Genomic DNA, 20,380 nt, shown 5'->3' on the forward strand with positions numbered 1-20,380 from the left:
CGAAACGGCAACTGCTGTAGAAAGAGAGGAAGAAATGAATGCATATCCGATTGTATACGAAAACGAATTGCCCGCTCTGCGACAAAGCGAAAGCCGTTTTGACGGAGCTGCGGGCGGACTATTCGTTTACGCTGGAAGAAATTGATATTTACAAAGATGATGAACTGCTGGAAAAATATCAGCTGATGATCCCGGTTGTGGAATTGGATGGCGAAGAAATCGGCTGGGGAGCGATTGAAAAAGAAGCGGTGAGAAAACGGTTGCGGCGGGCGCAAAACAGTTGAACGGCTATCGTCCTCCTGCTATAATGAAAATGGCGCGGGAGGAATTTTTTATGGCACTGCGGGACATAATATGTCATACCGGGACATAAGATGTCCCTATATTCAATCGAGGAGAAAGGATCCATGCAGCCGTTATTGGAGGCACAAAAAAAATTATTGCCTGACTTGCTTGACGTTATGCAAAAACGATATCAAATTTTGCACTCCATTTCGCTTATGGCGCCGATCGGGCGGCGGGCGCTGGCGGCGAGCCTCGGCATGAGTGAGCGGGTGCTCCGGTCGGAAACAGAATTTTTGAAAGGACAAAACTTGCTTTCCGCCGATGTGTCGGGCATGCGGTTGACGGAGGAAGGCCAGGCGCTCCTTCATACGCTCAATGATTTGATGCGGGAAGCGCTCGGACTCAAAGAGCTGGAAGCCGCGCTGCAGGAACAGCTCGGCATTCCGCGGGTGATTGTCGTTGCCGGGGATAGCGACCGTTCCCCTTGGGTAAAAAAAGAAATGGGTAGAGCGTGTGTCGCCTGCATGAAGGAGCTGCTTGAGCCCGGGGACATCGTCGCCGTGGCCGGCGGAACGACGATGGCGGCGGTCGCGGAGATGATGACGCCGGATTCGAAGCTTCGCGATGTGTTGTTCGTGCCGGCGCGCGGCGGCCTTGGCGAAGATGTCGAGAATCAGGCGAACACGATTTGTGCGAAAATGGCGGAAAAAGCGATGGGCCGCTATCGGTTGCTGCACGTGCCTGACCAGCTGAGCGATGAAGCGTACGCGTCGCTTGTCGAAGAGCCGGCGGTGAAAGAAGTGCTTGAGCTCATCCAATCATGCCGCATGGTCGTCCATGGCATCGGTGAAGCGGTGACGATGGCCAAGCGGCGGAAGACGCCGCCTGTAGAGATGGAGAACATCATCGCCCGCCATGCGGTCGCCGAGGCGTTCGGCTACTATTTCAACGAGTACGGCGACGTCGTCCATAAAGTGAAAACAGTCGGCATTCAACTTGAACACCTCCCGCATGTCGAGCATGTCATCGCCGTCGCCGGAGGGGCGTCGAAGGCGAAAGCCATTCGCGCGTACATGAAACGGGCGCCGCACTCGCTATTGGTGACGGACGAAGGAGCCGCAAAAGCGTTCGTAGGGGAGTAATCTCCCTTGCTGATACAATCCAATCGCAAGGAGGAAAATAAGATGGCAGTCAAAGTGGGAATCAACGGATTTGGCCGCATCGGACGCAACGTCTTCCGCGCGGCATTGAAAAACCCGGACATTGAAGTGGTGGCGGTGAACGATTTAACCGATGCGAATACGCTTGCTCATTTGTTGAAGTACGACTCCGTCCATGGCCGTCTGGATGCCGAAGTGTCGGTGAACGGCAACAACTTGGTCGTCAACGGCAAAGAAATCATCGTCAAGGCGGAACGCGATCCGGCGAACTTGGCGTGGGGCGAGATCGGCGTTGACATCGTCGTTGAGTCGACCGGCCGCTTCACGAAACGCGAAGACGCCGCCAAACATTTGGAAGCGGGTGCGAAAAAAGTGATCATTTCCGCACCGGCGAAAGACGAGGATATTACGATCGTCATGGGCGTCAACCAAGACAAATACGATCCGAAAGCCCATCATGTCATCTCGAACGCTTCGTGCACGACGAACTGCTTGGCGCCGTTTGCCAAAGTGCTGCATGAAAAATTCGGCATCGTCCGCGGCATGATGACGACCGTTCACTCGTACACAAACGACCAACAAATTTTGGACTTGCCGCATAAAGATTTGCGCCGGGCTCGCGCGGCCGCGGAATCGATCATTCCGACGACGACCGGGGCGGCGAAAGCTGTTGCGCTTGTCTTGCCGGAACTGAAAGGCAAATTGAACGGCATGGCAATGCGCGTGCCGACGCCGAACGTATCAGTTGTCGACTTGGTGGCGGAATTGGAAAAAGAAGTGACGGTCGAAGAAGTGAATGCCGCGTTGAAAGCAGCAGCGGAAGGCGAGCTGAAAGGCATTTTGGCCTACAGCGAAGAACCGCTCGTGTCGCGCGACTACAACGGCAGCACCGCTTCGTCGACGATCGACGCGTTGTCGACAATGGTCATTGAAGGCAAAATGGTGAAAGTCGTTTCGTGGTATGACAACGAAACGGGCTATTCGCACCGCGTCGTCGACTTGGCCGCCTACATCGCCTCGAAAGGGCTGTAAAACCAGCTTGGCGTTGAGTTTTCCATCCGTTCAAGTCTATAATAGGAAAATGGAGGGGAGCGGGGAAATGATCCCCACTCCTTTTCCTTTGTCCAAACTGCAGCCAAAAGGGGGCACGAACGATGAACAAGAAGACGATCCGCGACGTTGAGGTGAGGGGAAAGCGCGTCTTTTGCCGCGTCGATTTCAACGTTCCGATGGAGCAAGGCGCCATCACCGATGACACGCGCATTCGCGCCGCACTCCCGACGATCCGCTATTTGATCGAGCACGGGGCGAAAGTCATTTTGGCGAGCCACCTCGGCCGCCCGAAAGGAAAAGTGGTCGAAGAATTGCGTTTGGATGCCGTTGCGAAGCGGCTCGGCGAGCTGCTTGAACGGCCGGTCGCCAAAACGAATGAAGCGGTCGGCGATGAGGTGAAAGCGGCGGTCGACCGTTTGAACGAAGGCGACGTGCTCTTGCTTGAGAACGTCCGTTTTTACCCTGGCGAAGAGAAAAACGATCCAGAGCTGGCCAAAGCGTTTGCGGAGCTCGCGGATCTGTATGTCAACGATGCGTTCGGCGCCGCCCACCGCGCTCATGCGTCGACGGAAGGCATCGCCCATTACTTGCCTGCGGTGGCCGGGTTTTTGATGGAAAAAGAACTCGAAGTGCTCGGCAAAGCGCTCTCGAATCCGGACCGCCCGTTTACGGCGATCATCGGCGGCGCGAAAGTGAAAGACAAAATCGGCGTCATCGACAATTTGCTTGAAAAAGTTGACAACTTGATCATCGGCGGCGGACTGGCGTATACGTTCGTCAAAGCGCTCGGCCATGACGTCGGCAAGTCGCTGCTTGAGGAGGACAAAATCGAACTCGCCAAATCGTTTATGGAAAAGGCGAAAGAAAAAGGCGTCCGTTTTTATATGCCGGTGGACGTGGTCGTCGCCGACCGGTTTGCGAACGACGCCAACACGAAAGTCGTCGCCATCGACGCCATTCCGAGCGATTGGGAGGCGCTTGACATCGGCCCGAAAACGCGCGAATTGTACCGCGATGTCATTCGTCAATCGAAGCTCGTTGTCTGGAACGGCCCGATGGGCGTCTTTGAAATGGAAGCGTTCGCCCATGGGACAAAAGCGATCGCCGAAGCACTGGCGGAAGCGCCCGACACCTATTCGGTCATCGGCGGCGGGGATTCGGCGGCGGCGGTTGAGAAATTCGGCTTGGCCGACAAAATGGATCATATCTCCACCGGCGGCGGCGCTTCGCTCGAGTTTATGGAAGGAAAACAGCTGCCGGGTGTCGTCGCGCTCGAAGACAAATGACCCACGGCGCCGGATTGGGCGCATGGCGGCTGACGCCGCCCATTGAAAGGAAGGGTGAACGATGAGAAAACGCATCATTGCAGGCAACTGGAAAATGCATAAAACATTGGCGGAAGCTGTTCAATTTGTCGAGAACGTAAAAGGGCACGTGCCGCCGGCCGACGAAGTCGATTCCGTCGTTTGCGCGCCGTTTCTCTTTTTGGATCGGTTGGTGCAAGCGGCAGACGGCACGGATTTAAAAATCGGGGCGCAAACGATGCACTTTGCCGATCAAGGGGCGTACACAGGCGAAGTGAGCCCGGTCATGCTGAAAGACCTCGGCGTCACGTACGTCATCCTCGGCCATTCGGAGCGCCGGCAAATGTTCGCCGAAACAGATGAGACCGTGAACAAAAAAGTGTTGGCCGCCTTCACCCGCGGGCTTATACCGATTATTTGCTGCGGCGAATCGCTTGAGGAGCGGGAAGCGGGGCAGACGAACGCCGTTGTCGCCTCGCAAGTGGAAAAAGCGCTCGCCGGCTTGACGCCGGAACAAGTGAAGCAAGCGGTCATCGCTTACGAGCCGATTTGGGCGATCGGGACGGGCAAATCATCAACACCGGAAGACGCCAACAGCGTCTGCGGCCATATCCGTTCGGTTGTTTCGCGCCTGTTTGGCCCGGAGGCGGCGGAAGCGATCCGCATTCAATACGGCGGCAGCGTCAAACCGGACAACATCCGCGACTTCTTGGCGCAAGAACAGATCGACGGCGCCTTAGTCGGCGGGGCGAGCCTCGAGCCGGCTTCATTCTTGCAATTGGTGGAGGCGGGGCGCCATGAGTAAACAACCGGTTGCGCTCATCATTTTAGACGGATTTGCGCTGCGCGACGAAACGTACGGCAATGCGGTCGCTCAGGCGAACAAACCGAACTTTGACCGCTATTGGAACGAATACCCGCACACAACGCTCAAGGCGTGCGGCGAGGCGGTCGGGCTTCCGGAAGGGCAGATGGGCAACTCGGAAGTCGGCCATCTCAACATCGGCGCCGGGCGCATTGTGTACCAAAGCTTAACGCGAGTCAACATTGCCATTCGCGAAGGCGAGTTTGACCGGAATGAAACGTTTTTGGCGGCGATGAACCATGTGAAACAACATGGGACAAGCTTGCATTTGTTCGGCTTGCTTTCCGACGGCGGGGTGCACAGCCATATTCACCATTTGTACGCCCTCTTGCGCTTGGCGGCGAAAGAAGGCGTGAAGCGTGTGTACATCCACGGCTTTTTGGACGGCCGCGACGTCGGCCCGCAAACAGCGCCGCAATACATCAAAGAACTGCAGGAAAAAATCAAGGAATATGGCGTCGGCGAAATCGCGACGTTATCGGGCCGCTACTACTCGATGGACCGCGACAAGCGGTGGGACCGCGTCGAAAAGGCGTATCGGGCGATGGTGTACGGGGAAGGGCCGACGTACCGCGATCCGCTCGAATGCATCGAGGACTCGTACAAACACGGCATTTACGACGAATTCGTCCTGCCGTCGGTCATCGTCCGCGAAGACGGCCGGCCGGTGGCGACGATTCAAGACAATGACGCGATTATCTTCTATAATTTCCGCCCTGACCGGGCGATCCAAATTTCAAACACGTTTACGAACGAAGATTTCCGCGAGTTTGACCGCGGCCCGAAACATCCGAAGCATTTGTTCTTTGTCTGCTTGACCCATTTCAGCGAAACGGTGAAAGGGTACGTGGCGTTCAAGCCGACGAACCTTGACAACACGCTTGGGGAAGTGCTGTCGCAGCACGGACTGCGCCAACTGCGCATCGCCGAGACCGAAAAATATCCGCACGTGACGTTTTTTATGAGCGGCGGCCGCGAAGAGAAATTTCCAGGCGAAGACCGGATTTTGATCAACTCGCCGAAAGTGCCGACGTATGACTTGAAGCCGGAAATGAGCGCCTATGAAGTGACCGATGCGCTGCTCAAGGAAATTGAAGCCGATAAGTACGATGCGATCATTTTGAACTACGCCAACCCGGATATGGTCGGCCATTCGGGCAAGCTCGAACCGACGATCAAGGCGGTGGAGGCAGTGGACGAATGCCTCGGCAAAGTCGTCGATGCCATTTTGGCCAAAGGCGGCATCGCCATCATCACCGCCGACCACGGCAACGCCGATGAAGTATTGACGCCGGACGGCAAGCCGCAAACGGCTCATACGACGAATCCGGTGCCGGTCATCGTGACGAAAAAAGGCATCAAGCTTAGAGACGGCGGCATCTTAGGCGATTTGGCGCCGACGATGCTCGATTTGCTCGGCTTGCCGCAGCCGAAAGAAATGACGGGGAAATCGTTGATTGTCAAATAATGATGATCTTGAGAAAACGATACGAAAAGGAGTGTGTTCCCATGTCTGCCATTATCGATGTCTACGCTCGCGAAGTGCTCGATTCGCGCGGCAACCCGACGGTGGAAGTGGAAGTGTACACAGAAGACGGCGGCTTCGGCCGCGCCTTGGTGCCGAGCGGCGCCTCGACCGGGGAATATGAAGCGGTCGAACTGCGCGACGGCGATAAAAACCGCTACCTCGGCAAAGGGGTGTTAAAAGCGGTCGAAAACGTCAACGAAATCATCGCGCCGGAAATCATCGGCCTGGAGGTCGCCGACCAAGTGGCGATCGACCGGAAGCTGATTGAATTAGACGGCACGGAAAACAAAAGCAAGCTTGGCGCCAACGCCATTTTGGGCGTCTCGCTCGCCGTGGCCCGCGCGGCAGCGGACGAGCTTGGCCTGCCGCTGTACCAATACTTAGGCGGCTTTAACGCCAAAACGCTGCCGGTGCCGATGATGAACATTTTAAACGGCGGCGCGCATGCGGACAACAACGTCGACATTCAAGAATTTATGATCATGCCGGTCGGCGCGGAAAGCTTCCGCGAAGCGCTGCGCATGGGGGCGGAAATTTTCCACAGCTTAAAAGCGGTGCTGAAAGCGAAAGGCTACAACACCGCCGTCGGCGATGAAGGAGGCTTCGCCCCGAACTTGAAATCGAACGAAGAAGCGCTGCAAACGATCATCGAAGCGATCGAAAAAGCCGGCTACAAACCGGGCGAACAAGTGATGCTCGCGATGGACGTTGCCTCGTCCGAGCTGTACAACAAAGAAGACGGCAAATATCATCTTGAAGGCGAAGGCGTTGTGAAAACGTCGGAAGAAATGGTCGCTTGGTATGAAGAGCTTGTATCGAAATATCCGATCATCTCGATCGAAGACGGGCTCGATGAAAACGACTGGGAAGGCCATAAACTGCTGACCGAGCGGCTCGGCAAAAAAGTCCAGCTTGTCGGCGACGACTTGTTTGTCACAAACACGAAAAAACTGGCCGAAGGCATTGAAAAAGGCGTCGGCAACTCGATTTTGATCAAAGTGAACCAAATCGGCACGCTCACCGAAACGTTTGACGCCATCGAAATGGCGAAACGCGCCGGCTACACCGCCGTCGTCTCGCACCGTTCCGGCGAAACGGAAGACAGCACGATCGCGGACATCGCCGTCGCCACCAACGCCGGCCAAATCAAAACGGGCGCGCCGTCGCGCACCGACCGCGTCGCGAAATACAACCAGCTGCTCCGCATTGAAGATGAACTCGGCCACACGGCCATTTACCAAGGCATCCGCTCGTTTTACAATTTGAAAAAATAACGGGAACAGGCGTCCCCAACGGAGGGGGCGCCTGTCGTTTTGACGGAGGCGAAAAGAGAATCGAATGGCTGGCGGTGATCAAGACGTCTTGACGCATTCAGGAAAGCTGCGCCTCTCCATCTCCATAAGATGGAACCATTCGTCAATGATCGTCTTGTGCTGCAGGGCGCAGACCGTGAATGTCGTCTCATGATGAGGACAAAGTCAAGTGGCATAATTTGTAGAAAATTATCTAATTTTTGAATAGTTTTTGTTGTTTTTTTATTTTTTTTTTAGAATGGAATTATAAAAAAAGAATTCGAAAGTTGGTGAAAAACAGTATATCCATCGGATTTGCTCGAAGTTACTGAGAAGGAAAGTAGTGGTTATGTAAAATTTTTCATCCACACATCAGTGGTAGAGGAGGGATTTGCTTGAAAGGTAAATTTCAGAAATTTTTGGTGGCCTCATCGTTTATAGCACTACTATCTGGATTTAATTTGGTAAACTACGCTTTTGCAGACTCAGAGGTTGTAAACAATGAAAGCAAAGAAGTTAAAGAAGTGTTAGAACAAAAAGAAACACTTAAACAAAGTGTGAATATTGATAAGTATGATTTAGTAAGAAAATCAGAATTGGGAGTTAAAAAAGGTTATGACAAGGATGACCCTAAGCCGGACTGGGCGCCTGGTGATTCTTTCGGTTCACCCAAAGGTACGAATAACATATCTTTCACGGCGTTTGCACCTGGTGATATTATTGTAGTACATGATGGTTCACCACCATGGGGGTATTATCGCCATGCCGCTGTATGGGACGGTACTTATTATACTGGTAGCTTAGATTCATATGCATTCATTGAAGCGAATGTAGAAAACCAACCTGGTGATGGACAAAGTAATGTCCACTATTCCACGGCAAGGAAATTTAGAAACTACGACCAAGCGGTCGGTTTATATGTCTATACTTTAGAACAGCAATTTAGAACCCTTGCCCGTAATTATATTAGAAACCAATTGGGAGAACCATATAAATTTGTAGGTTCTTACAAGTCGGATGACAGCACGTGGTATTGTAGTAAATTAGCTTGGAAAGCGTATTACGAGATGGGGAATCGTGATTTGGATTACGATGGTGGGCTATACGTTTATCCGGATGATATTTATCAAGACGGAGATACTAAAATATTTGCAACTGGTTCATGACTCTGCATTAATACGCCATACTTGATGGTAAAATAATCTTTAGAAGGTTAGTGAAAAACTAGTTTTTTGCTCAAATCGACGGTATTTGATCAGAATTTTGCACTAAATAACCAGGTGACCTTCATAGGCGGAGGACGGTTCTTGAACCCGGCGCGTGGCACTTTTCTCTCCGCCGACGTAAAGGGATTGTTCCGCGGAATGTTGACCGAATCGGCCTCAGCTCATGCTCGTACGGCGGTTGTTACCGTGTATGGACCTTCAGAGCTTCTAGCGAGGCCGATTCATACGTGCTGTAAAGGACCTTGTTCGTCGCATCGGCGTGAAGACTCGGGGAGAAGAAAGGCCTCTTTTGGGGAAATATGAATCAAGCAAGCGCTAATGATGTGGTGAATGCTGTTCTTATACAGGCGGTCGAGACGACGAGCCAACGCATCGTCATTCAACAGGGAAGGATGGAGCCCGGGATGGATGGGGTTCTCCAGGTCAATCGTGTGACCCCAATTGTTCCACGTGAACGAGGTTTTAAGTAGTCCTATTTTCATGAACACTTATTTACGAGGGGCTGTATAATGAAGAAAATCATGATTTTCATTTATTGCATCTGTTTGTTTTTAATGGTTGGGTGTGAGAAATGGAAAGAAACTGTCTCCCGAAACGATACAAAACTGAAGGTGAACCCAGCCTTTGTTGCACTTGCTGATGGAGATCGCAAATTAATTTTTCTTGATAAAAAGATGAATATAGTCAAAGAAATTGAAAATAAAAATAAATTTCAAAGCTTTTCTATAGAAGGAAATCGAGTTTATGCAATAGATGATGGTACATATATGGGAACTAAACCATCGATGCTTATCATCAATCTTTCGAGTGGTCATGTGGAAAAGAAGTTAAAGTTGCCGCATGTTCCGTCGTCTTATGCGGTACTAAAGCAAAAAGTTTACATGGCTTCATCTGAAATATTTAGAGAAGGCATGCCTTTTTTTGTTGTTAATGTGTCTAATGGGAAAGTAGAAAAATTGACATTTACTAGTGGAATGGTCAGTACAATGAAACATTACAAAAATGAAATTTTCATCACTATAAATTCTGGTGGTAAATCCAGTGAGCATAGCAACGTATATAGGATACAAATTCATGATGCGTCCCTTTCCTTTCATCCTGTTATTAAAGATGATATTGAATTGCCACCAAGTGATTTTGTAATTGAAGATAACAAAATGTACTGTGTTTTTACGGGATTTTCTTACGGGCCAAGGCCAGAATGGGTAAAAAATCCTGAAAGATATACAAATAAGCTTATGGTTGTAGACTTGAATAATGGTCAAATCATTTCTGAGAAGAAATTGTCTAAACCTTTCCCGCAAAAAATCATTAGTATTGGTAATAAATTATACATTAATAATTATACGGATTTGGATATGAAAGGGGGATTTTTCACAATACTTGATAAAAATGACTTGAGTGAATCTTTTTTTTTAATAGAAAATCCAGCGTATTTTGACTACAATAAGCGATTTGAAGAATTCATAGTTTCGAATCCTCAAAATGGAACTCTGCGATTAGTGAAAAACGGTAAAGTAATCAAAAAAATGAAAGTTGGAGATAATTGTAGTATAGTTAAAGCGGTTGAAAAATAAACTTTGCTGTAGATGAGCAATTTTCATTACAATATTTTCCGTTAACAAAGAGACCAACCTACAGTTTATTAGTGAATTTGCTCAACTATATAGATGCAATTTGAAGCTTTACCATTTGCAGCTTTTCCCGAGTATTTGATCGACTGTCGGGCGACCGAACAACGCCGCTTAAGGTGATCGCGCCTAGAATCATCTTTTTCATGGCGCTGACTGTTTCGGCCGCGTCTATCTTTACTTTTGTGCATGGGCGGGGCACCTCTCTTTTGGACGCGGTATGAGAACCTCGCGTGCGGTCGCAAAACGATGGACGCAGACTGGCTGTTGGTTTATAATATTTTTGAATCATCCAAATATTCAGAGGAGCGGGAAGAGGATGGAACGAACCGTTGTTGAAACACGGTATGGGCGGCTGCGCGGTGTGGTGAATGGAAGCGTTTTCGTTTGGAAAGGAATTCCGTATGCGAAAGCGCCGGTCGGTGAGCGCCGGTTTCTGCCGCCGGAACCGCCCGATGCGTGGGATGGGGTGCGTGAGGCGGCCGCGTTTGGCCCCGCGGTCATGCAGCCGTCGGATCCGATTTTCAGCGGATTGCTCGGGCGGATGAGCGAGGCGCCAAGCGAAGACGGGCTGTACTTGAACATTTGGTCGCCGGCGGCGGATGGGAAGAAGCGCCCGGTGTTGTTTTGGATTCATGGCGGCGCCTTTTTGTTCGGTTCGGGTTCTTCGCCGTGGTATGATGGGACGGCGTTGGCGAAACACGGCGATGTCGTTGTCGTGACGATCAACTACCGAATGAACGTGTTTGGCTTTTTGCATCTGGGGGATTTGTTTGGCGAAGCGTACGCGCAAGCCGGGAATCTCGGCATTTTGGATCAAGTGGCGGCGTTGCGCTGGGTGAAGGAGAACATTGAGGCGTTTGGCGGCGATCCGGACAACATCACGATTTTCGGTGAATCGGCCGGAGCGGCGAGCGTCGGCGTGCTGTTGTCGCTTCCGGAGGCCAGCGGGCTGTTTCGGCGCGCCATTTTGCAAAGCGGTTCGGGAGCGCTTCTCCTTCGTTCACCGGAGACAGCCATGGCGATGACCGAGCGTATTCTCGAGCGCGCCGGCGTTCGTCTAGGCGACCGCGGCCGGCTCTTGTCGATTCCCGCCGAGGAGCTGCTGCGGTCGGCGCTGTCGCTCGGCCCAAGAATCATGTACGGTCCGGTGGTGGACGGCCGCGTATTGCGCCGCCATCCGATCGAAGCGCTCTGCGATGGGGCGGCCAGCGGCATTCCGATTCTCATCGGCGTCACGAAAGACGAGTACAACCTGTTTACCTTGACGGATCCATCGTGGACAAAGCTTGGCGAAAAAGAACTGCTTGACCGGATCAACCGTGAAGTCGGGCCCGTGCCGGAGGCGGCGATTCGCTATTATGCAGAGACGGCGGAGCCGTCGGCGCCCGACTGGCAAACGTGGCTTCGCATCATGACGTACCGTGTTTTTGTCGAGGGGATGCTGCGGACAGCGGACGCCCAAGCGGCCCACGGAGCGGATGTGTACATGTACCGGTTTGACTATGAAACGCCGGTGTTCGGCGGGCAGCTGAAAGCATGCCACGCGCTCGAGCTGCCGTTTGTGTTTCACAATCTCCATCAGCCGGGCGTCGCGAATTTCGTCGGCAACCGGCCGGAGCGCGAGGCGATCGCCAACGAAATGCATTATGCCTGGCTTTCGTTCGCCCGCACCGGCAACCCGAACGGCGATCACTTGCCGGAAGCGTGGCCGGCGTATACGAGCGAGCGCAAACCGGTGTTTGTCTTTTCAGCCGCCAGCCATGTCGAAGATGATCCGTTTGGCCGCGAGCGTGCGGCGTGGATGACGCGCACATAAGGAAAAAGGAACGGCCAACCGCCGTTCCTTTGTTATTCGTTCGCCCCCTGAGAAGGAAGCCCGAACTGTTCCGCCAGCGCCGGGTCGCGGTCGATGGCCTCGATGAGCTTGCGCATGACGTTGACGTCAAACGTAAAGTTCGCCCCGATCGGCGAGGTGACGAAAATTTTCCCTTTCTTCGCCTCACGCGCCCGTTTGAATTGATAGCCGTCAATCGCGATGACGACTCGTTCGTCCGGTCTTGCCATTGAAGTCCCTCCAGTCGTTGCCGATTTGCTTTCTATTGTAACGCATTTCGGCGGTGGACGACAATGATCATACCGCGCCCGAGGCATGGAGCGTCAAGCAGATGGAGGATGAAACGTTCCCCCATCTATGCAAAGGGGTAGAGGCAGGGAATTTTTTTGGCCCCCGCCCTCCGATTCAGCTGTCTTGCAAAGACAGGAAACGCAGTCTTTCCTTCAACACCGTTCCATTCTTCCGTTGCCTCCAGGCCGATCAGATCAGGTCAGATACGTTGCGATTTTTGCCAGGCATTCGTCAATGATTTCGTCGATTTCCTCTATTTGCGCATCTTCTCGATTTTTGGATGACGGGCTTTCCCATCCAATGATTTTGATTACATGTTTCACCAAAAAAGGAATGGGAGGCTTTCGTCGTGTTGAGACAGGCCCGCCAGTTGCCGCCAACGGCGATCTATGGTATAGTGAAATTATTGCAACGTCGGTCGTTGGAGGTGTCAGGCATGCATGCCTTGCTTGTGACGCTGCTTGTCATTGTGTCGATCGCGCTGATCGCGGTTGTCTTGCTGCAGTCGGGCCGCAGCGCCGGGCTGTCGGGGGCGATCACCGGCGGCGCCGAGCAATTGTTCGGGAAGCAGAAAGCCCGTGGGCTCGATGCGGTGTTTCAGCGCGTGACGGTCATATTGGCCATTTTGTTTTTCGTATTGACGATCCTGGTTACGTACGTACAGCCATCATAAGTCAAACATGGGGCGGTCCATAGAATGAAGGGCTGCCCTTTCTATTTCACACCAGAGAGGAAGGAGAACCTATGATGAAAATTGTTCCGCCGAAGCCGTTTTTCTTTGAAGCCGGGGAGCGGGCGGTGCTGCTTTTGCATGGGTTTACCGGCAATTCCGCCGACGTTCGGATGCTTGGGCGATTCTTGGAATCGAAAGGGTATACGTGCCACGCTCCGATTTACAAAGGGCATGGCGTGCCGCCGGAAGAGCTTGTCCACACCGGACCGGATGATTGGTGGCAAGACGTCATGAACGGCTATCAGTTTTTGAAAAACAAAGGCTACGAAAAAATTGCCGTGGCTGGATTGTCGCTTGGAGGCGTATTTTCTCTCAAATTAGGCTACACTGTACCTACACAAGGCATTGTGACGATGTGCGCGCCGATGTACATCAAAAGCGAAGAAACGATGTACGAAGGTGTGCTCGAGTATGCGCGCGAGTATAAAAAGCGGGAAGGGAAATCAGAGGAACAAATCGAACAGGAAATGGAACGGTTCAAACAAACGCCGATGAAGACGTTGAAAGCCTTGCAAGAACTCATTGCCGATGTGCGCGCCCACCTTGATTTGGTTTATGCACCGACGTTCGTCGTCCAAGCGCGCCATGATGAGATGATCAATCCAGACAGCGCGAACATCATTTATAACGAAATTGAATCGCCGGTCAAACAAATCAAATGGTATGAGCAATCAGGCCATGTGATTACGCTTGATCAAGAAAAAGATCAGCTGCATGAAGATATTTATGCATTTCTTGAATCGTTAGATTGGTAATGGAGAAAGGAGGGGATGGCCAATGGATCATGTGTTGGCCGAACGCATTTTAACGTTTATGCGCGATGAGGCGTACAAACCGCTGACCGTTGAGGAACTGGAGGAAGCGTTTGGGATTGCGGATGCTGAGGAGTTTAAAACGTTTGTCAAAACGCTTGTCGCCATGGAAGAGGAAGGTCTTGTCGTCCGGACGCGCAGCAACCGCTACGGCGTGCCCGAGCGGATGAATCTCGTGCGCGGCAAGGTGATTGGCCACCCGAAAGGATTCGCGTTTGTCACACCGGAGGAGCCGGGACTGGATGATATTTTCATCCCGCCGTCCGAATTGAAAAACGCGATGCATGGCGACACCGTGCTTGTGCGCGTCCAGGCCGATTCATCGGGGGCGCGCCGTGAAGGGACGATCGTCCGCATTGTGGAGCGCGGGGTGAAAGAAGTCGTCGGTACATACACCGAAAGCAAATATTTCGGCTTTGTCATCCCGGATGACAAGCGGATCGTCAACGACATTTTCATTCCGAAACACGCCGCGAACGGTGCGGTCGAAGGGCATAAAGTCGTCGTCCGGCTCACCTCGTATCCAGAAGGACGGATGAGCGCTGAAGGGGAAGTCGTCCGAATTCTCGGCCATAAAAACGACCCGGGCGTCGACATTTTGTCGATCATCTATAAGCATGGGCTGCCGCTTCAATTTCCCGATGACGTCATCGAGCATGCGAACCGTGTGCCCGATGTGATTACCGAGCAAGATTTGGAAGGGCGGCGCGATTTGCGCGGCGAGATGATCGTCACCATTGACGGCGAGGATGCGAAAGACTTAGACGATGCGGTGACGGTGACGAAGCTGGAAAACGGCAACTATAAGCTCGGCGTCCACATTGCCGACGTGAGCCATTACGTCGAAGAAGGTTCGCCGATCGACCGCGAGGCGTATGAGCGCGGCACGAGCGTCTATTTGGTCGACCGCGTCATCCCGATGATTCCGCACCGGCTGTCCAACGGCATTTGTTCGCTCAACCCGAAAGTCGACCGGCTGACGCTGTCGTGCGAGATGGAAATCACCCCGCAAGGCGAAGTCGTCCGCCATGACATTTTCCAAAGCGTCATCCGCACGACAGAGCGGATGACGTATTCCGATGTCAATAAAATTTTGGTGGACAAAGACGAAGCCTTGCGGGAAAAATACGCGCCGCTTGTGCCGATGTTTGAGCTGATGGCTGAGCTCGCCGACATTTTGCGCACGAAGCGGATGAAGCGCGGGGCGATCGATTTTGATTTCAAAGAAGCGAAAGTGCTCGTCGATGAAAACGGCAAGCCGTACGATGTCGTCTTGCGCGAGCGGTCGGTCGCCGAGCGGTTGATTGAAGAGTTTATGTTGGCGGCGAACGAAACGGTCGCTGAGCATTTCCATTGGCTGAACGTACCGTTTATGTACCGCGTCCATGAGGATCCGAAGCCGGAAAAACTGCAACGTTTCTTGGAGTTCATCACGAACTTCGGCTATGTCGTGAAAGGAACGGGCAACCAAATCCACCCGCGCGCCCTCCAACAAATTCTCGAAGCGGTGCGCGGCGAGCCGGAAGAAATGGTGATCTCCACCGTCATGCTTCGGTCGATGAAGCAAGCGCGCTATGACGCCGAGAGCCTCGGCCATTATGGGCTGTCGACTGAGTTTTACACCCATTTTACGTCGCCGATCCGCCGCTATCCGGATTTGATCGTCCACCGGCTCATCCGGACCTACTTGATCAACGGGCAGATGGATCCGGAGACGCAGCGAAAATGGGCGGAAAAGCTGCCGGAGATTGCCGAGCATGCATCCAACATGGAGCGGCGCGCCGTCGAGGCCGAGCGGGAGACGGACGATCTGAAGAAAACCGAGTTTATGGAAGACAAAATCGGCATGGAATTTGACGGCATCATCAGCTCGGTGACGAACTTCGGCTTGTTCGTTGAGCTGCCGAACACGATCGAAGGCCTGGTGCACGTCAGCTACTTAACCGACGACTATTACCGCTATGACGAGCGCAGTTATGCGATGATCGGCGAGCGGACGGGAAAAATGTACCGCATCGGCGATGAAATCACCGTCCGTGTCATCAACGTCAACAAAGACGAACGGATCGTCGATTTTGAAGTCGTCGGCATGAAAGGACGCCGCCCGCCGAAGGCAAAAGCCGCGCCGGTCGTTATTGAAGGAAAAAAACAAAAGAACGGCAAGCCGAAAGCAGAGGCAAAAGGAAAAACCGGTGCGGGCCGCGCCGCGAAAGCAAAAAAGAAGAAAAAGAAAAAACGGTGAGGAAAAGCCGAACGGGCGGCTTTTCCTTCCTTTTCGTTTTTGGTAAAATAAGAAACGCCGATGAGGAGGGGGAAAACGGATGCCGAAAGGCGAAGGAAAAGTGATCGCCCAAAACAAAAAAGCGCACCACGACTATTTCATCGAAGAAACGTATGAAGCCGGCCTCGTTTTGCAAGGGACGGAGATCAAATCGATCCGCAACGGCCGGGTGAACTTGAAAGATTCGTTCGCCAAAGTGGAAAAAGGGGAAGTGTTTCTCCATAACATGCATATCAGCCCGTACGAACAAGGCAACCGCTACAACCACGACCCGCTGCGGACGAGAAAGCTTTTGCTGCACCGGCGCGAAATCAACAAGCTGATCGGCTATACGAAAGAGCAAGGGTATACGCTCGTGCCGCTGAAATTGTATATTAAAAATGGCTTTGCCAAAGTGGAGCTTGGAGTGGCCAAAGGGAAGAAAAAATACGACAAACGGGAAGACATGAAGCGGAAAGAAGCGCAGCGCGAAATCGAGCGGGCGTTCCGCGAGCGGCAAAAGCTGTAGAGAGGCAAGCCGCCGAGCGGGCATTTGTCGAGGGCGGGAGCCTGAAACATCGGGCTTTTGGCGGGCATTGCCGGTTTGGGAACGGCGGAGGGATGTTTGGTTCATCGCGGCAAGCGGGGGCATTTCTTGCGTCGCCGTGTACGGAAAATGGGATGGGCTGATTTTTCTTGGCAAGTGCCAAGAAGCCGTGTTCTCAATCATCCGGCACAACATTCGGAGAAGAGCCTGTTTTTTGGCGAGATTGAAAACATTCCCATTGAAAATGCACCGCGTCATGGTATAATAAAAAGTGCAACAGCCAGTTATCCGATGCTTAAGCTGTTCCGATCTCTTCGCACCGCGGGGACGATCCGGATTCGACAGGGGTAGGTCGAGCTTAAGCGGCGAGCCGAGGGGGACGTCCTCGTAAAAACGTCACCTAAAGATAACTGGCAAACAAAACTACGCTTTAGCTGCCTAATTGCTGCAGCTAGCTCCTCCCGCCATCGCCCGCGTGGCGTTCGAGGGGCTCATATGAAGCGGGCTACGCCCAAATCCGCCGCCTGAGGATGAGGGAAGAGACGAACCAGGCTAGCCGCCGGGAGGCCTGTCGGTAGGCGGAACGGACGGCGAAGCGAAATATACCGACTACGCTCGTAGATGCTTAAGTGGCGATGCCTCTGGACGTGGGTTCGACTCCCACCGTCTCCATTTCCGATATCCGAACGGTTCGGACGAGAAACTGTGAAACCCTTGATACGACTGCATTTGCAGTCGTTTTTCATTTTTTGGGAATCCCCAAAAAACGATAGAATACGAAAAAATTTTGCACGAATTTTGCACCGCGTTTTTACCTTGCATTGTATACCGAGTTCGACAGTGACTAAGTAAACAAAATGCCTCTCATCCCTTGAGGCCAAAGGGACGAGAGGCATTTGGGCATCCTTCCAGCGTGTATCTAGGCGCGAGGATGGATGCCTACAATCTTCGGAGGCGGCCTCAACTCTAGCGCCGCCAAGAGCTGCACTTGTCTATTCTAACCAAGGAATCGAGTCCATGTCGCCTTTTTGGTTTGGCTGTAAATTTATGTTAGCTAATTTGCTCACCTACAGTAGAGAAAAAAAGAATGCTGACAAAAATATTAAACCGATCGAAAATATGACTAATATTCCTTTTATAATGTTTACTGGCAACATTCTTAGGATTATATTTAAAAAATACATTATAACAACTTTATTAAAAGATTCTGGAGTGGGATCATTTATATATTCGTTCTGTTTATGAATCTCGTTATTTAAGTGCTTTATTGTCCAATAAAGAAGAGCTATCCCCGATAACAGCACCATACTTGCCGCAAATAAGATAAACATAACAACTCCTTTATATAATTAAAGTATTTTACTTTAATTTCTTTAAAAAACCTAGATATCCTTTAGCCTTATTCCAAATAGCGTTAACTAGTCCAGACCATGTGATAGGGTCTCCCCCTGCTGCTTGCAATAATATATATTCTTTTGCCGCATATGTGACATCCCAGGCAAACTGACCTGCTTTAGCTATTTGAGACTTGGTCATATAACTAGTTATTCCTCTACCATATATACCTATTAATCCCCCCGTAACAAATAAATTACCTAATTTTTTCCAATTAAATTTATTTATCCACGCACTCCGATTAAATTTATATTTTTTATAAAAGTCCCAAACCATTTGCCAAGTTGCATTTGCGCCCCCGCTTAGAAATGACAATACGATCCATGCATAGTTTCCATTTGGATCCACATACATTACCGGATTATTTTTCGTATACGCATACTGATTCAAACTTTGCGGCTCATTTTCAAACCCATGGAACGTATCTCTTGTCAAGAACCGCCCCATATTCGCCTCATAATACCGCGCCATTAGGTAGTATAGCCCGGTTTCTTCATTTCATAAGTTTTTTAGAACCAACTTTCTAATTTCTTTAGTTTACCGAACCTACGGTCATAACTTTGCCTTGCAATAAGGTTATTGTAAATTTCAATTGCTTTTTCTTTTTGGTGTGCGTAAATATAGGCTTTTATAACATCAATATACTTTTTATTGTATAAGAATTTTTCCTGTGATATTAGCTCAAACGCTGTATCAAAATAGGTAACGGCGCTTTCGTATTCCATTTGTTTGAATTCAATGAATCCAATTTCTAGATTAATGCTGGCTTTTTCAATATTGGACAATGACTGCAGTGTAAGCGCATCTTTTAAAATATCTTTTGCCTTATTTTTATTCAACAATACTGCATCATAAAGCGTCGCTCGATCAATGTAGTCATTATAAGATGTAGGCTGCTTTAAAAAACCTTTATACATCCACCATAGAACTAAAGAGAATCCTAAAATGCCCAATAACTGATGAACATCCAACTGCGAGTCCCCCTTACCGATCAAGATGATAGGGGCAATCCAAAAGATTCCCCCCTTTTCAATAATACTCACTTACCAAGTATCAATTAAGTTGTGCAATTTCTTTTCTACCCTAGTTATTGCGTTATCAATGGATCTTCCTACTGGTATTGAATCAAACCAACCCTCATAATTTAATAATTTATTTCCAGCAGTCATCAATTTAGTTGCTATTCCGCCAGCTTCACCTAATAAGTACCCTCCAATTCCACGCTTGATAAAGCCAATTATTGATTTCTTTAATACGTATCTCTCAAGCATTGTAAAGCCATATTTAGCAGCTTTGTAGGCTATCCCCCCTCCTATAGCTCCCCCGAAGAAAAGGAACGCGATATTAGTTAAGGTATTTGCTCTAAAATCATCTGCCAAACTTTTAACAATCCTATGGAACGAAGATTTCATAGATGCTTTCCAAGACCAATGGCCATTTGGATCGATGTACTGTATAGGATCGTTTTTAGCGTATGCGTACTGATTCCAACTCTGCGGATCGTCCTCAATCCCATCGACTGTATCTCTCGTCAAGAACCGTCCCACATTCGCCTCATAATACCGCGCCATTAGGTAGTATAGCCCGGTTTCCCCATCGTAATAATACCCGGCATAACGGTATGGGTTCGCTGTTGCCATCGCACCGGTTTTGGACAGAATGTTACCCCATGCGTCATACTCGTATTGGGCGACGACATTTCCGCTTGCGTCCGTCAATGCGACGACATCTCCATGACCGTTCACATGATAGTAGTAAGTGGCTCCGCCTTTTGTCATCGTAACCGGGCGGCCCAATGCGTCCCACGTATATTCCGCTGTGATGTTGTTGTTGGCGTCTGTTTCATCCGATAAACTAAGTAATACGTATCATTCCCTAAAAACAGATCCATGATGCCAATACTAGCATCATGGATACTCATTACTTAGAGAAATGGACGAGCCATTCCATATATTCCAACTACAACACATAATAATCCGCCAACAAAATACAAAATTTTAATAAGCCAAAAATTAAAAGATATAGGCAATGGGGTTATATATTTAAGACGACTAAAAGTTTTGCTATGAAAAAATCTTTGTCGTGTTGTGTAAAAAAACATCCAAATCCCAAAAATTCCAACTGAAAAATTAAATATAGACCAGTAAAAATCCTCCTCCAT

General features: G+C 50.6%; 20 protein-coding genes and 1 other RNA gene. 15 read left to right on the top strand and 6 right to left on the bottom strand.

Going from position 1 to position 20,380, the window contains the following annotated elements; translation table 11 throughout:
- Positions 1-38 precede the first annotated feature (38 nt).
- The 8 genes from CWI35_RS12705 (at position 39) to CWI35_RS12740 (ending at position 8,653) form a co-directional block, all read left to right on the top strand.
- The gene (locus CWI35_RS12705) at positions 39-284 is read left to right on the top strand and encodes a glutaredoxin family protein (protein WP_014196719.1); all 246 of its coding nucleotides are present in this window, start codon (positions 39-41) and stop codon (positions 282-284) included.
- Between the two features lie 123 nt (positions 285-407).
- Entirely contained in the window at positions 408-1,427 is a 1,020-nt protein-coding gene (locus CWI35_RS12710) for a sugar-binding transcriptional regulator (protein ID WP_011232529.1), read from the top strand.
- Positions 1,428-1,469: 42 nt separating this feature from the next.
- The gene (gap, locus tag CWI35_RS12715; protein ID WP_011232528.1) at positions 1,470-2,477 is read left to right on the top strand and encodes a type I glyceraldehyde-3-phosphate dehydrogenase; all 1,008 of its coding nucleotides are present in this window, start codon (positions 1,470-1,472) and stop codon (positions 2,475-2,477) included.
- 122 nt (positions 2,478-2,599) lie between these two features.
- Positions 2,600-3,784: a phosphoglycerate kinase gene (locus CWI35_RS12720; protein WP_011232527.1), complete on the top strand. Its 1,185-nt coding sequence runs from the start codon at positions 2,600-2,602 to the stop codon at positions 3,782-3,784.
- 61 nt (positions 3,785-3,845) lie between these two features.
- Positions 3,846-4,607: a triose-phosphate isomerase gene (gene tpiA / locus CWI35_RS12725; protein ID WP_011232526.1), complete on the top strand. Its 762-nt coding sequence runs from the start codon at positions 3,846-3,848 to the stop codon at positions 4,605-4,607.
- The gene (gene gpmI, locus CWI35_RS12730; RefSeq protein WP_020279529.1) at positions 4,600-6,135 is read left to right on the top strand and encodes a 2,3-bisphosphoglycerate-independent phosphoglycerate mutase; all 1,536 of its coding nucleotides are present in this window, start codon (positions 4,600-4,602) and stop codon (positions 6,133-6,135) included. Before tpiA ends, gpmI begins: the two co-directional genes overlap by 8 nt.
- Before the next feature lie 41 nt (positions 6,136-6,176).
- Positions 6,177-7,469: a phosphopyruvate hydratase gene (gene eno / locus CWI35_RS12735; protein ID WP_011232524.1), complete on the top strand. Its 1,293-nt coding sequence runs from the start codon at positions 6,177-6,179 to the stop codon at positions 7,467-7,469.
- Positions 7,470-7,882: 413 nt separating this feature from the next.
- The gene (locus CWI35_RS12740) at positions 7,883-8,653 is read left to right on the top strand and encodes a YiiX/YebB-like N1pC/P60 family cysteine hydrolase (RefSeq protein ID WP_014196716.1); all 771 of its coding nucleotides are present in this window, start codon (positions 7,883-7,885) and stop codon (positions 8,651-8,653) included.
- Positions 8,654-8,934: 281 nt separating this feature from the next.
- Here CWI35_RS12740 and CWI35_RS12745 read toward each other — a convergent pair whose 3' ends face one another.
- On the bottom strand, positions 8,935-9,195 hold the full coding sequence (locus CWI35_RS12745; RefSeq protein WP_075261448.1) for a DUF4277 domain-containing protein: 261 nt from the start codon (positions 9,193-9,195) through the stop codon (positions 8,935-8,937).
- 27 nt (positions 9,196-9,222) lie between these two features.
- Here CWI35_RS12745 and CWI35_RS12750 point away from each other — a divergent pair, with 27 nt between their 5' ends.
- Both CWI35_RS12750 and CWI35_RS12755 read left to right on the top strand, forming a co-directional pair.
- Positions 9,223-10,290: a hypothetical protein gene (locus CWI35_RS12750; RefSeq protein ID WP_011232521.1), complete on the top strand. Its 1,068-nt coding sequence runs from the start codon at positions 9,223-9,225 to the stop codon at positions 10,288-10,290.
- 373 nt (positions 10,291-10,663) lie between these two features.
- Positions 10,664-12,163, top strand: a complete 1,500-nt coding sequence (locus CWI35_RS12755; protein WP_119877833.1) for a carboxylesterase/lipase family protein — start codon at positions 10,664-10,666, stop codon at positions 12,161-12,163.
- A 32-nt stretch (positions 12,164-12,195) separates the two neighbouring features.
- On the opposite strand, the gene CWI35_RS12760 is transcribed toward CWI35_RS12755, so the two are convergent.
- Complete coding sequence (locus CWI35_RS12760) at positions 12,196-12,411, bottom strand: hypothetical protein (protein ID WP_013144264.1); 216 nt, start codon at positions 12,409-12,411, stop codon at positions 12,196-12,198.
- A gap of 497 nt (positions 12,412-12,908) precedes the next feature.
- On the opposite strand from CWI35_RS12760, the gene secG reads away from it, so the two are divergent.
- From secG to ssrA, 5 genes are all read left to right on the top strand, one after another.
- A complete protein-coding gene (gene secG, locus CWI35_RS12770) occupies positions 12,909-13,145 on the top strand; it encodes a preprotein translocase subunit SecG (protein ID WP_011232516.1) in 237 nt (78 codons plus the stop codon).
- A 74-nt stretch (positions 13,146-13,219) separates the two neighbouring features.
- The gene (gene estA / locus CWI35_RS12775; RefSeq protein ID WP_025039237.1) at positions 13,220-13,960 is read left to right on the top strand and encodes a carboxylesterase; all 741 of its coding nucleotides are present in this window, start codon (positions 13,220-13,222) and stop codon (positions 13,958-13,960) included.
- Positions 13,961-13,982: 22 nt separating this feature from the next.
- A complete protein-coding gene (rnr, locus tag CWI35_RS12780) occupies positions 13,983-16,259 on the top strand; it encodes a ribonuclease R (protein WP_020279534.1) in 2,277 nt (758 codons plus the stop codon).
- Positions 16,260-16,338: 79 nt separating this feature from the next.
- Positions 16,339-16,806, top strand: a complete 468-nt coding sequence (gene smpB, locus CWI35_RS12785; protein WP_013144268.1) for an SsrA-binding protein SmpB — start codon at positions 16,339-16,341, stop codon at positions 16,804-16,806.
- A gap of 341 nt (positions 16,807-17,147) precedes the next feature.
- Positions 17,148-17,499, top strand: a transfer-messenger RNA (tmRNA) gene (ssrA, locus tag CWI35_RS12795).
- A 684-nt stretch (positions 17,500-18,183) separates the two neighbouring features.
- Here ssrA and CWI35_RS12805 read toward each other — a convergent pair.
- From CWI35_RS12805 to CWI35_RS12820, 4 genes are all read right to left on the bottom strand, one after another.
- A complete protein-coding gene (locus CWI35_RS12805; RefSeq protein WP_021321630.1) occupies positions 18,184-18,654 on the bottom strand; it encodes an RHS repeat-associated core domain-containing protein in 471 nt (156 codons plus the stop codon).
- Between the two features lie 74 nt (positions 18,655-18,728).
- Positions 18,729-19,190, bottom strand: coding sequence for a hypothetical protein (locus CWI35_RS12810; RefSeq protein WP_014196707.1), 462 nt, complete (start codon positions 19,188-19,190; stop codon positions 18,729-18,731).
- Positions 19,191-19,262: 72 nt separating this feature from the next.
- Complete coding sequence (locus CWI35_RS12815) at positions 19,263-19,997, bottom strand: RHS repeat-associated core domain-containing protein (protein WP_025039238.1); 735 nt, start codon at positions 19,995-19,997, stop codon at positions 19,263-19,265.
- 146 nt (positions 19,998-20,143) lie between these two features.
- Positions 20,144-20,380 (bottom strand): hypothetical protein, encoded by a 237-nt coding sequence (locus CWI35_RS12820; RefSeq protein ID WP_021321627.1) that lies wholly within the window; start codon positions 20,378-20,380, stop codon positions 20,144-20,146.

This window comes from [Bacillus] caldolyticus, assembly GCF_003595605.1.
Taxonomy (GTDB): Bacteria; Bacillota; Bacilli; order Bacillales; family Anoxybacillaceae; genus Geobacillus; species Geobacillus thermoleovorans.

Bases quoted from the DNA above. Each gene is read 5' to 3' on its own strand.
- rnr (WP_020279534.1), top strand. From the start codon at position 13,983: ATGGATCATGTGTTGGCCGAACGCATTTTAACGTTTATGCGCGATGAG.
- CWI35_RS12755 (WP_119877833.1), top strand. From the start codon at position 10,664: ATGGAACGAACCGTTGTTGAAACACGGTATGGGCGGCTGCGCGGTGTG.
- eno (WP_011232524.1), top strand. From the start codon at position 6,177: ATGTCTGCCATTATCGATGTCTACGCTCGCGAAGTGCTCGATTCGCGC.
- gap (WP_011232528.1), top strand. From the start codon at position 1,470: ATGGCAGTCAAAGTGGGAATCAACGGATTTGGCCGCATCGGACGCAAC.
- gpmI (WP_020279529.1), top strand. From the start codon at position 4,600: ATGAGTAAACAACCGGTTGCGCTCATCATTTTAGACGGATTTGCGCTG.
- CWI35_RS12820 (WP_021321627.1), bottom strand. From the start codon at position 20,380: ATGGAGGAGGATTTTTACTGGTCTATATTTAATTTTTCAGTTGGAATT.
- CWI35_RS12760 (WP_013144264.1), bottom strand. From the start codon at position 12,411: ATGGCAAGACCGGACGAACGAGTCGTCATCGCGATTGACGGCTATCAA.
- CWI35_RS12815 (WP_025039238.1), bottom strand. From the start codon at position 19,997: ATGACAAAAGGCGGAGCCACTTACTACTATCATGTGAACGGTCATGGA.
- CWI35_RS12750 (WP_011232521.1), top strand. From the start codon at position 9,223: ATGAAGAAAATCATGATTTTCATTTATTGCATCTGTTTGTTTTTAATG.
- estA (WP_025039237.1), top strand. From the start codon at position 13,220: ATGAAAATTGTTCCGCCGAAGCCGTTTTTCTTTGAAGCCGGGGAGCGG.
- secG (WP_011232516.1), top strand. From the start codon at position 12,909: ATGCATGCCTTGCTTGTGACGCTGCTTGTCATTGTGTCGATCGCGCTG.
- CWI35_RS12720 (WP_011232527.1), top strand. From the start codon at position 2,600: ATGAACAAGAAGACGATCCGCGACGTTGAGGTGAGGGGAAAGCGCGTC.
- CWI35_RS12745 (WP_075261448.1), bottom strand. From the start codon at position 9,195: ATGAAAATAGGACTACTTAAAACCTCGTTCACGTGGAACAATTGGGGT.
- CWI35_RS12705 (WP_014196719.1), top strand. From the start codon at position 39: ATGCATATCCGATTGTATACGAAAACGAATTGCCCGCTCTGCGACAAA.
- smpB (WP_013144268.1), top strand. From the start codon at position 16,339: ATGCCGAAAGGCGAAGGAAAAGTGATCGCCCAAAACAAAAAAGCGCAC.
- tpiA (WP_011232526.1), top strand. From the start codon at position 3,846: ATGAGAAAACGCATCATTGCAGGCAACTGGAAAATGCATAAAACATTG.
- CWI35_RS12710 (WP_011232529.1), top strand. From the start codon at position 408: ATGCAGCCGTTATTGGAGGCACAAAAAAAATTATTGCCTGACTTGCTT.